The organism is Mesorhizobium sp. P2_D5 (assembly GCF_056404355.1).
In genome coordinates, this window is the sequence record NZ_JBFUEE010000001.1 from 1,374,770 (window position 1) to 1,387,066 (window position 12,297).

12 protein-coding genes are annotated in these 12,297 nt (G+C 64.8%); 2 read left to right on the forward strand and 10 right to left on the reverse strand.

From position 1 onward, the window contains the following. Positions 1-9 precede the first annotated feature (9 nt). The 4 genes from AC1DYW_RS06435 to AC1DYW_RS06450 form a co-directional block, all read right to left on the reverse strand. Positions 10-702, reverse strand: coding sequence for an HAD-IA family hydrolase (locus tag AC1DYW_RS06435; RefSeq protein ID WP_477225466.1), 693 nt, complete (start codon positions 700-702; stop codon positions 10-12). Between the two features lie 267 nt (positions 703-969). After that, positions 970-2,343 carry an aminotransferase class III-fold pyridoxal phosphate-dependent enzyme gene (locus AC1DYW_RS06440; RefSeq protein WP_477225467.1) on the reverse strand — a complete coding sequence of 458 codons (1,374 nt, stop codon included), beginning with the start codon at positions 2,341-2,343 and terminating at the stop codon, positions 970-972. Positions 2,344-2,357: 14 nt separating this feature from the next. Further along, a complete protein-coding gene (locus AC1DYW_RS06445; RefSeq protein WP_477225468.1) occupies positions 2,358-3,197 on the reverse strand; it encodes a GNAT family N-acetyltransferase in 840 nt (279 codons plus the stop codon). 180 nt (positions 3,198-3,377) lie between these two features. Continuing rightward, entirely contained in the window at positions 3,378-3,518 is a 141-nt protein-coding gene (locus tag AC1DYW_RS06450; RefSeq protein WP_167392327.1) for a hypothetical protein, read from the reverse strand. Here AC1DYW_RS06450 and AC1DYW_RS06455 point away from each other — a divergent pair. Both AC1DYW_RS06455 and AC1DYW_RS06460 read left to right on the forward strand, forming a co-directional pair. Beyond that, entirely contained in the window at positions 3,517-4,185 is a 669-nt protein-coding gene (locus AC1DYW_RS06455) for a haloacid dehalogenase type II (protein WP_477225469.1), read from the forward strand. The two genes, AC1DYW_RS06450 and AC1DYW_RS06455, sit on opposite strands and share 2 nt — an antisense overlap. A 16-nt stretch (positions 4,186-4,201) precedes the next feature. Then, positions 4,202-5,476: an NAD(P)/FAD-dependent oxidoreductase gene (locus tag AC1DYW_RS06460; protein WP_477225470.1), complete on the forward strand. Its 1,275-nt coding sequence runs from the start codon at positions 4,202-4,204 to the stop codon at positions 5,474-5,476. Positions 5,477-5,513: 37 nt separating this feature from the next. Here the strand turns inward: AC1DYW_RS06460 and AC1DYW_RS06465 are convergent, their stop codons facing one another. The 6 genes from AC1DYW_RS06465 to argE form a co-directional block, all read right to left on the reverse strand. After that, on the reverse strand, positions 5,514-6,971 hold the full coding sequence (locus AC1DYW_RS06465) for an NAD-dependent succinate-semialdehyde dehydrogenase (RefSeq protein WP_477225471.1): 1,458 nt from the start codon (positions 6,969-6,971) through the stop codon (positions 5,514-5,516). Positions 6,972-6,988: 17 nt separating this feature from the next. After that, the gene (locus tag AC1DYW_RS06470; RefSeq protein WP_477225472.1) at positions 6,989-8,032 is read right to left on the reverse strand and encodes a tartrate dehydrogenase; all 1,044 of its coding nucleotides are present in this window, start codon (positions 8,030-8,032) and stop codon (positions 6,989-6,991) included. A gap of 10 nt (positions 8,033-8,042) precedes the next feature. Then, positions 8,043-9,506 (reverse strand): aldehyde dehydrogenase family protein, encoded by a 1,464-nt coding sequence (locus AC1DYW_RS06475; RefSeq protein ID WP_477225473.1) that lies wholly within the window; start codon positions 9,504-9,506, stop codon positions 8,043-8,045. Positions 9,507-9,658: 152 nt separating this feature from the next. Then, positions 9,659-10,012 carry a cupin domain-containing protein gene (locus AC1DYW_RS06480; protein ID WP_457151156.1) on the reverse strand — a complete coding sequence of 118 codons (354 nt, stop codon included), beginning with the start codon at positions 10,010-10,012 and terminating at the stop codon, positions 9,659-9,661. Positions 10,013-10,035: 23 nt separating this feature from the next. Continuing rightward, a complete protein-coding gene (locus tag AC1DYW_RS06485) occupies positions 10,036-10,959 on the reverse strand; it encodes a 2-hydroxyacid dehydrogenase (protein ID WP_457151157.1) in 924 nt (307 codons plus the stop codon). Positions 10,960-10,971: 12 nt separating this feature from the next. Beyond that, positions 10,972-12,099, reverse strand: a complete 1,128-nt coding sequence (gene argE, locus AC1DYW_RS06490; protein ID WP_457151158.1) for an acetylornithine deacetylase — start codon at positions 12,097-12,099, stop codon at positions 10,972-10,974. Positions 12,100-12,297: the final 198 nt, after the last annotated feature.

The window sequence follows — 12,297 nt, forward strand, 5'->3', positions numbered from 1 at the left end:
GGCTTGGGCTCAGGTTCGTTCCTTCAGGCTTTCCCGCACGGCCGACGCCAATGCGGCCATTGAGGTGAAGTGGTAGTCCGGGGCGGTGAAGCGCTCCGGCTCGATCGTGCCGCCATAGCCCTTCTGGGCGTGCCGGCGTTCGATCCAGCAGTTGGTCAGGCCAAGTGTCCGGGATATGCCGATGTCGTGATACTGGCTTTGCGCGACGTGCAGGATGTCGTCCTTGCGGTCACCCCGGGAGGCGACGAAATCAAAGACCTTCTGGAAGAACGCCGGATCCGGTTTCTCCGTTCTGGTATCGTCGGCGGTAAAGGTGGCGAAGAAGGGCGATCCCAACTGCTTCTCGAAATGATTGAGCGCCCAGCGCCGGGCATTGGTCATGGCAATCAGCTTGTGTGACTTCGCAAGCTCGGCCAATGCCGCCGCGCTGTCGGGAAAGCCCTGCCAGGTGCTGGCGGAGTCCCGCAGGCGGACGCCGTATTTCTCCTCGGCCGGCAGGCCGAGGCGCGGCGCGATGACCATGTAGACACGCACGAGATCGTCAGGGAACAGCCCTGCATCGGGCATGTAGCGGGCCTGCCGGTACAGGGCCAGCGCGGCTTCACCATCGATGGAAACGCCAGCGTCACCGGCAATCCCGGCCAGGCAGGTGGTAATGCCGCCTTCGAAGTCGATCAGCGTGCCGACGACGTCGAAGGTCATGTATTTGAATTCGCTAAAGCCCCTGGCCAAGACTGGCTCTCCTCTGCTCGTGGCCGAATTGCATGATGTTGAACAGAACAAAATTCCGTGCTGTCCGGGGCGTCGGCCTTTTCAAAAGCTCGGAAATTCGGGCCTTCTGGCCTTGTCTTAAGGACAGTCTGGCACTTCCCCCGCGCTGGATTCGCCGAAAAGGCGTGAGGGGGCGGCACAAAATTGCGAAATCGTCTGCCCCGGCGCTATTTCGAAACACGCGGTATTCGTCGCCCGTCATGCCAGGGCCTGGCGGACATCAGCATCGTCCAATGTTTGGTCGAGCGTCCGGCGCGTGCGCTCAATGATAGCATCGATGTCGTCGTCGGTGCAGCAGAGCGGGGGAGCGTAGCCGATAACCCCATTCGCAAAGGCACGGATGATGAGACCGTTGTCCCACGCCCTGTCGAAGACGCGCCGCGCCGGCATGGCCGATGCGGGAAGCGGTGTCTTCCTCCTCTTGTCGACCACCAGTTCGATCGCGGCAAGCATGCCGCGACCACGCACGTTGCCCACCAGCGGGTGGTCTCTCAGGCCCTCCAGCCCCGCCATCAGGCGAGCGCCGGCCTTGATGCCGTTCTCCAGCAGGCCGTCTTCGTAGAGCTTCAACACCTCGAGCGCGACGGCGGCGCTGACGGGATGGGCGGAATAGGTATAGCCGTGGCCGACCGCAGAAGCGCCCGCTCCATCGGCGATGACGTTGTAGACATGATCGGCCATGAATACGGCGCCCATTGGAACATAGCCCGAGGTCAGCCCCTTCGCGGTCGTCATCAAGTCGGGAACGATGTCCTCGTCCGTGCAGGCGAATAGAGGGCCCGTGCGGCCGAAGCCGGTGATCACCTCGTCGGCGATGAACAGGATGCCGTACTCCCGGCAGAGTTCGCGCATCGCCTTAATCCAGCCCTTCGGCGGGACGATCACACCACCCGACCCCTGGATCGGCTCGGCATAGAAGGCAGCGACCCGCTCCGGTCCGAGCTCCTCGATCTTGGCCTTCAGCGCGGCGAGCGATGCGGCGATGATCGCGTTCGCGTCCTCGCCTACCGGGTTGCGATAGGGGTAGGGCGAGGGGATCTTGTGTTGCCATTCGAAGGGAATGCCGAAACCGGCGTGAAAGGCGGGCAGGGCGGTCAGGCCCGCGCCGACCACCGACGATCCGTGATAGCCTTGCTCGATGGAAATAAACTGGTCGCGTTTCGGCTCGCCCCTGGCATTCCAATAGTAGCGAACGAAACGGATCGTGCTGTCGACCGCGTCCGACCCGCCAAGCGTGAAAAAGACGTGATTGAGGTCGCCCGGCGCGCGCTCGGCCAGTTCTGAGGCGAGCCGGATAGCGGGCTCCGAACCGAGATCGAAATAGGCGGTGGCGTAGGGAAGCTCGCGCATCTGCCTTGCCGCCGCCTCGACGATGCTGTCGTGGCCGTAGCCAGCATTGACGCACCACAGTCCGGCGAAACCGTCGACAAGTTGCCGGCCGGATGCATCGGTCACGGTCGCCCCCTTCGCCGATTTCAGCACGCGCACGCCGAGGGCCTCATGGCCACGGTATGAGGAGACCGGATGGATGAGATGGGCGCGGTCGAGTTCGATCAGGGAATTGGCGAGCATTGTTTTCCTCCGCGCTAGCCGAGCGCCTGATTGGCGAGGGCGTAAACTTTTGGCCTGGCCTGTTCCGCGCCCGTCTTGGGCGGACGGTCCATGGCGACGCCACCGCCGGCATGGGCGAGGCCGATGTCTTCGAGCCAGCCGGCAATGCCGGTCCGGCTGTCGGTATCCACACGCAGAAAGGCGCCGGGGCGCGGCGCGGCGAAGAAGCTGATCAGGGCCCTGGCGTCCGCGGCACTTCCCGCGATGACCGGACCAATCACCTCGCCGCGTCCAAACGGGCGGATCGCGGCATAGGCGTCGATGGCGCCGTTGCGGCGGATAACCGCGAGTTGGCCGTGCTCGGCCAGCGCATCGATCAGGGCTTCGCGGTCGGCGCCATAGGCGTCGCGGTCCAGCGCTTTGATGTCTGACAGATCGTCGATGCGTGCGGCTTCCACGCCGTCGGGCGCGACGAGCTGTGCAACCGTGCCCTGATGCTGCAGGATCGTGCCGGAGGGCACAAAGCCCAGTTTCTGATAAAGAGGCATGCCGTCAGTCGTCGCGACGAGCCGCAGCGGACGGTCGCCGGCGAGGGCGAGAGCCTGATCCATAAGCCGGCGCCCGAGCCCCTTGCCACGCACGTTCCTGTCGACGATCACCATGTTGATCATGGCGCAATCCGCGCCGTAGGGCGTTACCAGGATGGTTCCGGTGACACGGCCCTCGTCGTCGAGCGCGACCGCGCCGCTTGAGAGCTGCAGCGCCATCTGCCAGTCCTGGGGGCGATGCGGCCACTTCTCCTGGCGAGAAAGCGCCACCGCTCCCTCGATATGGTCCGGCCCGAAGTCCTGGATTTCGATCTCGCCCTGCGACATGAGGTGTCCCTATCGTCTGATGCCAAGTCTCGGCCATCAGCGCGCCGCAGATCATCTGAAGGCTTCGGCTTCGACAGTATCTTTCGCCGTAGCGCGAGGCGTGCGCCGCATCTTGTGCTGGCACCCTCCACGGCGGACACGCTTCACATCTCGCGCGGCGCCGCTTCGGCACGGCAGATGCTACAGCGTGCCAAACCGGATGGTGGATACGGAACTTTCTGCTTTCGGGAGGGCGATTTCGGTCAGGTGGGCCGCCACCAGCCGTCCTATGATGAAATACATCCCAGCGCGGATGTGCTTCCACCGGAGATCGACGGACATGGCTTCCTTCAGGCCCAAATACATCACCTTCGACTGCTACGGCACGTTAACCCATTTCCAGATGGCGGAAGCGGCGCGAGACCTCTACGGCAGCCGGCTCGACGAACCGCGCATGCAGGAGTTCATCAAGAACTTCGCGGCGTATCGGCTCGACGAGATCATGGGCGACTGGCAGCCCTATGCCGACGTCGTTCACAACGCGCTCGAGCGCTCCTGCAAGCGCAATGGCGTCGCCTTCAGCGCCGACGACGCCAGGATGGTCTATGAGCGTGTCCCGACCTGGGGACCGCACGCGGACGTCCCGGCCGGCCTGGCGAAGGTGGCCAAGGAGATTCCGCTGGTCATCCTGTCCAACGCCATGAACGCGCAGATCATGTCCAATGTCGAAAAGCTAGGCGCGCCGTTCCATGCCGTCTACACGGCCGAGCAGGCGCAGGCCTACAAGCCTCGCTTCCAAGCCTTCGAATACATGCTCGACATGCTGGGCTGCGGCACGGAGGACATCCTTCACTGCTCGTCTTCGTTCCGCTACGACCTGATGTCGGCGCACGATCTTGGCATCAAGAACAAGGTCTGGGTCAACCGGGGCCACGAGCCAGCCAACCCGTACTATGGCTATGTCGAGATATCAGACATTTCCGGTCTTCCAGGCGTGGTCGGTCTCTGAAACAGGCGGGTTGCCGATGAAGTTCGTCTCCTACTGGCACGACACAGCCCCTGTCTTTTCCGGCGGGGCGCAGGGCCCGGTCGAGGGGCACTACGATGCCGCCATCATCGGCGGCGGCTTCACCGGTCTCGCCGCGGCGCGCCAACTGTCGAAGGCCGGCGCCAAGGTGGCCGTGCTGGAGGCGGAGCGGGTGGGCTGGGGCGCATCTGGTCGCAATGGCGGGCACCTGAACAACGGCCTCGCCCACAGCTATCTCTCGGCCAAGGCAGAGCTCGGCAAGGAACGCGCAATCGCGCTCTACCGGGCGCTCGACGACTCTGTCGATACCATTGAGGCGCTGGTCGCCGAAGAGGGCATCGACTGCAATTTCCGCCGCGCCGGCAAGCTGAAGCTCGCCTCCAAGCCGCAGCATTTCGAAGCGATCGCCCGCAACTTCGAAGCCCTCCATGCCGAAGTCGATCCGGATACGGAGCTGCTGTCGGCGGCAGATCTCAAGTCCGAGATTGGCTCGCCCTTCCACGGCGCGATGCTGTCGAAGAAGAGCGCCATGATGCATATGGGCCGCTATGTGGCAGGCTTGGCCACGGCCGCCGCCCGCCACGGTGCGGTGATCCACGAGAACGCGGCGGTGACCGACCGCAAGCAGGCCGGCAACAGGCATGAGCTGACAACCTCCCGCGGGCGGTTCAGCGCCGACAATGTGCTGGTGGCGACCGGCGCTTACACGACGCCAAATTTCGACTATTTCCGCCGCAGGATCATCTCCGTCGGCAGCTTCATCATCGCTACAAGGCCGTTGAGCGACGCCGAGATCGCTGCGACCATGCCCGGCAACCGGACATGCGTGACATCGATGAACATAGGCAACTACTTCCGGCTTTCTCCGGACAGGCGCCTGATCTTCGGCGGTCGCGCACGCTTCTCGGCGACATCGGACCAGCGCTCTGACGCCAGGAGCGGACAGATATTGCAGGCAGGCCTTGCGGCGATCTTCCCGCAACTGGCCAAGGTCGAGATCGACTATTGCTGGGGCGGGCTGGTCGACATGACCAAGGACCGTTTTCCGCGGGCCGGCTACCATGACGGTGTCTGGTACGCGATGGGCTATTCGGGCCACGGCGCGCAGCTTTCCACCCATCTCGGCATGATCCTGGCCGATGCCATGCTCGGCCGCGAAGACCGCAATCCGATGAAGGGGCTCGAGTGGCCTTCCATTCCCGGCTATTCCGGCAAGCCCTGGTTCCTGCCGATGGTCGGCCTCTACTACAAGGCGCTCGACCGGATTCAGTGATCGTCGATCCGGCCCGGTCGGGCTTCAGCCAATTGCCTCAGCTGAGCCCGCCCATGTGGAAGCTCTTCATCTCGAGATATTCCTCGATACCGGCCTGCGCCCCCTCGCGGCCGAGGCCTGACTGCTTGACGCCGCCGAAGGGGGCCACTTCCATCGAGACCGAGCCGGTGTTGAGTCCCACCATGCCGAACTCCAGCGCCTCGCCGACGCGCCAGGCGCGTTTCAGGTTCTCTGTGTAAAAGTACGAGGCAAGCCCGTAGGGCGTGCCGTTGGCGAGCGCGATCGCTTCCTCTTCCGTCTCGAACCGGAAAAGCGGCGCGACCGGGCCGAACGTTTCCTCGCCGGCGAGCTGCATGTCTTTCGTGGCGCCGGTCAGCACCAGCGGCGCGACATATTGAGGACCCTCCGGCAGCGCCGGCTTCTCGCTGATGATCACAGCACCTTTGGCGATCGCGTCGTCGACATGGCGGTTGATCTTCTCGACCGCCGCCATGTTGATCATCGGTCCGATGGTGACGCCAGGCTGCGTGCCGGGCCCCACCGTCATGGCGTTGACGCGGGCGGAAAGCTTCGCGGCGAAGGTTTCGTAGACAGTGGCCTGGACGAGAATGCGGTTGGCGCAGACGCAGGTCTGGCCGCCGTTGCGGAACTTCGAGACAAGCGCGCCCTCGACGGCGAGATCGAGATCGGCGTCGTCGAAGACGATGAGAGGCGCGTTGCCGCCGAGTTCGAGACTGAGCCGCTTAACGCTGTCCGCCGCTCCACGCATCAGCAGCGAACCGACCCGCGTCGAGCCGGTGAAGGAGATCTTGCGAACGGTCTCGTTCGCCATGATCTCGTTGCCGATTTCGGCCGGCATGCCGGTGACGATGTTGATGACGCCGGCGGGGATGCCCGCGCGCTCAGCAAGCACGCCGAGCGCCAGCGCCGAATAGGGGGTGAACTCGGATGGCTTGATGACCACCGTGCAGCCGGCGGCCAGCGCCGGCGCGACCTTGCGGGTGATCATCGCGTTGGGGAAGTTCCACGGCGTGATGATGCCGCACACACCGACCGGTTCCTTCAGCACGATGATGCGCCTGTCTGGCGTCGGCGAGGGGATGGTGTGGCCGTTGATGCGGCGGGCTTCCTCCGCGAACCATTTGACGAAGGACGCGCCGTAACGGATCTCGCCCTTGGCCTCGTCCAGCGGCTTGCCCTGTTCCGTCGTCAGGATCAGCGCGAGATCGTCCAGATGCGCGAGCATCAGGCCATGCCAGGCTTCCAGCAGGGAAGCGCGCTCGGCGTTGGTCTTCTTCTTCCAGTTCCCATAAGCGGTAGCCGCGGCCTCCACGGCCGCGCGGGTCTCCGGACCGGCCATGTCGGGCACAGTGCCGATCGCTGCCTGGGTCGCCGGATCGATAACATCGACCGTCTTGCCAGAGCCGGCAGCGACCCATTCACCGGCGATCAGGCCGGCCTCGCGGAAGAGACTTTTGTCTTTCAGGTTTTTCATCGAAAACGACCTTGCAATCAGGGGAATGCCGCGACGATGGCGGCCGTGATGGTTTCCGTGGTGTCCTTGCCGGCAGTTGTTCCAACGCCTCGCGCGGTCGTCGCCTCGACCGCCTTCATGACGCGGCCGGCCGCGGCCTTTTCGCCGAGATGATCGAGCATCATGGCGCCGGACCAGATGGTGGCGATCGGATTGGCGATGCCCAGATGTGCGATGTCCGGTGCCGAGCCGTGCACCGGCTCGAACATGGATGGCGCCGAGCGATCGGGGTTGATGTTGGCGGAGGCCGCGTAGCCGAGCCCGCCCTGGATTGCCGCGCCGATGTCGGTCAGGATGTCGCCGAACAGGTTGGAAGCGACGACCACGTCGAGGCTCTCCGGCGCCATGATCATGCGCGCGGCGAGCGCGTCTACATGATAGCTGGTCACTTCGACGTCGGAGTACTCCGCGGCCAGCTTGCGGGTAATCTCGTCCCAGAACACCATCGAATATTTCTGCGCGTTGGATTTGGTGACGGAGGCGAGCTTGCCGCGCCGCGCCCGCGCCTGCTCGAAGCCGAAGCGCAGGATGCGCTCGACGCCGGCACGGGTGAAGATCGAGGTCTCCACGGCGACCTCGTCCAGCGTGCCTTGATGCACGCGCCCGCCGGCGCCCGAATATTCGCCTTCGGTGTTCTCACGGATGCACAATATGTCGAAGTTTTCCGCCCGCAGCGGCCCTGTCACGCCCGGCAGCAGGCGGTGCGGCCGGATGTTGGCGTACTGCACGAATGCCTTGCGGATCGGCAGCAGCAGGCCGTGCAGCGAAACGGAATCCGGCACCTCCGCCGGCCAGCCGACCGCGCCGAGAAGGATGGCGTCGAAGCCGCGCAAGGTGTCGATGGCATCCTCGGGCATCATGCGGCCGGTCTCCTTGAAGAAGCGGCAGGACCAGGGGAACACGGTGCCCGTCAGGGCAAAGTCGAAGTTTTTGGCAACGGTTTCCAGCACTGTCCAAGCGGCGGCGGTCACATCGCGGCCGATGCCGTCACCAGGGATCAGGGCGATCGAGTAGGTCGTCATCGGCATCACTTCAAAGGCTGATCAGGACACTCTTGGTCCTGCGGTTGGCGAGATAGGCCTCACGGCCAAGATCCTTGCCGATGCCGGACCGCTTGTAGCCCCCGGTTGGCAGGATATGGTCGCGCGAGCGGCTGTAGCGGTTGACCCAGACGGTGCCCGCTTCGAGCTTGCGCGCGAAGCGGATGGTACGGGACAGGTCGGAGGTGAAGAGGCCGGAGGCGAGCCCGTAGGTCGGATGGCTGGACAGTGCCAGCGCCTCTTCCTCGGTCTCAAAGGTTTGGACGGTCAGGACCGGACCGAAGATCTCCTCGACGATTGCTGGATTGGCCTGGTCGACATCTGTGATCAGCGTCGGCTCGTAGAAATAGCCGAGGCTGTCCATCGCGGCGCCGCCGGTCAGGCATCGGCCGCCGGCTTCGACCGCGGCCCGCACGATGCCGTCGATACGCGCCCGCTGCCGTTCCGAGATAACAGGCGAATACTGCGTCGCCTCGTCCCAGGTCGGGCCGGGCCGCACCGCCTTCATCTTCTCCAGGATCGTGGCCGTCAGCCTGTCGGCCAAACTCTTCTCGACGATCAGGCGCGTGCCGGCCACACAGGCCTGGCCGGCATTGAAGGTGACGCTGCCGGCGATCGCCGTCGCTGCCTTCTCCAGATCGGCATCGGCAAAGACGATCTGTGGGCTCTTGCCGCCGAGTTCCAGCGTCATCGGCTTGACGCCGGTGCGAGCGACGTTTTCCATGATGGCCGAACCGGCGCGGGTCGAGCCGGTGAAGCTGACCTTGGCGATCTCGGGATGGCCGGTCAGCGCCGTTCCAGTCGTCAGGCCGTCTCCCAGGACTACGTTTATGAGCCCTGCCGGTAAGCCTGCCCTCACGGCGAGTTGTGCCATGTAGACTGCGGAAAAGGGCGTCATTTCCGACGGCTTCAGCACGACCGCATTGCCCGCGGCCAGTGCCGGACCAAGCTTCCAGCCAGCCATCGAGATGGGGAAGTTCCACGGCGTGATCGCGCCGACCACGCCATAGGGCTCGCTCATGATCATGCCGAGACTGGCTTCGTCGGTCGGCACCAGCTCGCTGCCTTCCTTGTCGGCGAATTCGGCAAAGAAGCGGATCTGCTCGGCGGTTATGGCAATGTCGCCGGCGACGAGCTGGCCGACGGGCCGCGTCGAGCACAGCGCCTCGATTTTTGCCAGCGTTTCGGCTTCCGCCTCGATCAGGTCGGCCCAGGCCTGGAGCGCCCTGGTGCGCTCGCGCGGCCGAACTCCGCCCCAGTTGCTGGTCTTCAGCGCCGCCTTGGCGCCCGCTACCGCCCGGTCGACCATTTCGACGCCGGCCACGGGGCTGACGGCGTATGCCTTGCCATCCGACGGGCGGCGCATCTCGATCGCACCCTCGGCCGCAATCAGCTCCCCGCCGATAAAATGGCCGACGGGAAGGGAGACGGTATCCGGGTCGAAGCTCAGGCCCATGGGCGCCCACTCTCAGCTGTTCTGGAGGAGCCTAGCCCGTGCAACAGCGCAGCATGCACCGTTCGAAGATCGGTCGCGGATGATTGTTGCGTGCTGGCGATGAGGGACGGCAAAATCTGTTGCGGAGGCCAGGGCCTCACGTGCGAACCCCATTATCCTACCGTGACGTAGATCTTGCGCACCGTTTCGATGGTCTTCCAGACGCCGGTGAAGCCGGGCTTCATCACGAAGCTGTCGCCGGCGCGGTAGGTCACCGTCTCGCCGGCGTCGGGCGTGATCTCGATCACGCCGGAAAGGATGTGGCAGAATTCGAAAGTCTCGCCCTTGATCGAGCGCGTCTCTCCCGGCGTCGCTTCCCAGACGCCGGTATGGACGAGATCGTCCTTGGCGGCGTCCTGCGCCCACGTCTTGAAGGCGGGGTCGCCGGCTATCAGCCGTTCGGGCAACGCCCTGGACTGGCGTGGCGGGAAAGATGGGGCGGTGTCGACGGTCTTGAGCAGGGACAAGTGATGGCCTTTCAGGTTGGATTTCAATAGCCGCGCGACCGGTCGATGAGCCCGATGGGGTCGAGCCCGGCGCGGTGGCGTCGGATGTTTTCGATGACGGCCCGCGCTGCAGTTGCGGGCTGGGTGACGCTGGCGACATGCGGGGTCAGGATGATCTTCGGATGCGACCAGAACGGATGGCCTGCGGGCAGCGGTTCGGGATCGGTGACGTCGATCATCGCCGCCGCAAGGTGGCCGCTGTTCAGCGCGACGAGAAGCGCTTCATGATCAAGCTGTGGCCCTCGGCCCGCGTGGACGAGCGCGGCGCCCTTGGGCAGTTTCGCGAACAGGTCGGCATCGAGAAAACCGCGCGTGTCTTCGGTCAGCGGCAGCAGACAGACCAGAATGTCGCTGGACGCCAGCGTTCGCTCCAACCCGAGCTCGCCGTGGTGACAGGTCACGCCGTCAATCTGCCGTGGCGAGCGGCTCCAGCCGGCGAGCGGGAAACCGAAGGGCTTCAGCCGGTCGAGGACGGCCTGACCGAGTTGCCCGAGGCCGAGCACGCCGATCCGGCGCGACCCAGCCTGCAGCTGTGGGATGTCACGCCATTCGCCGGCGCGTTGCTGTGCCAGATAGGCGGGCAGGTTGCGATGCAGGGCGAGCACGGCCAGCGTTACATACTCCTGCATCATGCGCACGATGCCTTCCTCGACCGTGCGCACGATCTTCACCTGTTCCGGTAAGGTATCGAGGCGGAACTGGTCTACGCCGGCGCCAATGGAGAACAGGATCTCCAGGTTCCTGTAGCGCGCGAGGTCTTCTGGCGCGGTCCAGGTAATGAGATAGCGTACGGAGTCAGGATCGACTGTTGCGGCATCCATAGTGAAGGGGACGTCCGGCAGTTCCTCGGCGAAGGCATCGGCGAAGATCGCTCCGCGCCGCGCATCGGAATTGAACAGGAATGTCATTCCGGTTCCCCTTCAAGCCGCGCAGCGGGCGCCCAGCGCCTCGATCAATCGCTGGCAGGCGGCGAGTTCGCTGGTGAGAATGTACTCATCCGGCTTGTGGGCGCGATCGATGTCGCCGGGGCCGCAGATGATCGCATCGACCCCGGCAGCCTGGTAAAGTCCGGCCTCCGTGCCGTAGCTGACGGCGGCAAGCGGCGCTTCGCCGGTCAGCTCGGCTAACAGTGCCGCCAGTGCCGCGTCCTGCGGCAGCGACAGCGCCGGATAGGCGCTCATCGGCGTCCACTCGACCCGAAAGCCATCTTCGGCCGCAAGGGCCTCGGCTCGCGCCTTGACCGGCGTGAGCAGGCTGGCCGGGTCGACGCCTGGAATGGCGCGCGCCTCAAGGTCCAGCGTGCAGGTGCCGGGAATGATGTTGACCGACTGTCCGCCTGCCACCACGCCCGCTTGCAGCGAGGAGTAGGGCGGCTCGAAGGCAGGGTCGAACGGACCGTTCGCCAGCCGCTCGGCTTCGCTCACGGCCGTGCTCAGCGCACCGGCCATGGCGTGGATGGCGTTGAGGCCGAGATCGGGCCGCGAGGAATGGCCTGAGCGCCCGTTGATCGTCACGCGGGCGGCCGCCTTGCCCTTGTGCCCGCGCACGGCGCGCATGCCGCTCGGCTCGCCGACGATGACACCGAGCGGCTTCGCGCAAAGTTCGGGGAGGCGGGCGATCAAATGCGGCACGCCGCGGCATCCGACCTCCTCGTCATAGGAGAAGGCAAGATGAATTGGCCTGGCCAGGCCCAGTCCCGTCAGCGCAGGCACGGCCGCGAGCGCCGCGGCCAGAAACCCCTTCATGTCAGTTGTGCCGCGTCCGTAGAGTCGCGTGCCCTCTCGGCGCAGCGCGAAAGGAGCCGAACTCCATTGCGGCTCGCCGGCGGGAACGACGTCCATGTGGCCGGACAGGATGTAGCCAGGGACATCGGCGGGGCCGATCGTCGCGAACAGATTGGAACGGTCGCCTTCTGGCCCCGGGAGCACCGTGACCTGCGCCCCGTGCTCTACGAGATGGGCCTCTATCCAGCCGGCGATATCACCGTTCGGCTTGCCTGCGACCGATGGAAAGGCGACGAGACGGTCGAGGATGTCGAAGACGTCCATTCCAGCCCTCAAAGCATTTCGGGTCCACCGGGATCGATACCGTCGACCATACGCTGCTAGATTTCCGGAGAGGATGTGCGCGTTCTTTCGCGATTGCGTGCCGAAAGCGGAAATGTTTCAGTTGAATCTAGCGTTGGTGCGCGGCTTTCGAGCAAATCGTACCGGTCTGCTTGTTTAGCGTTGGTAGGGGCAGAGGGT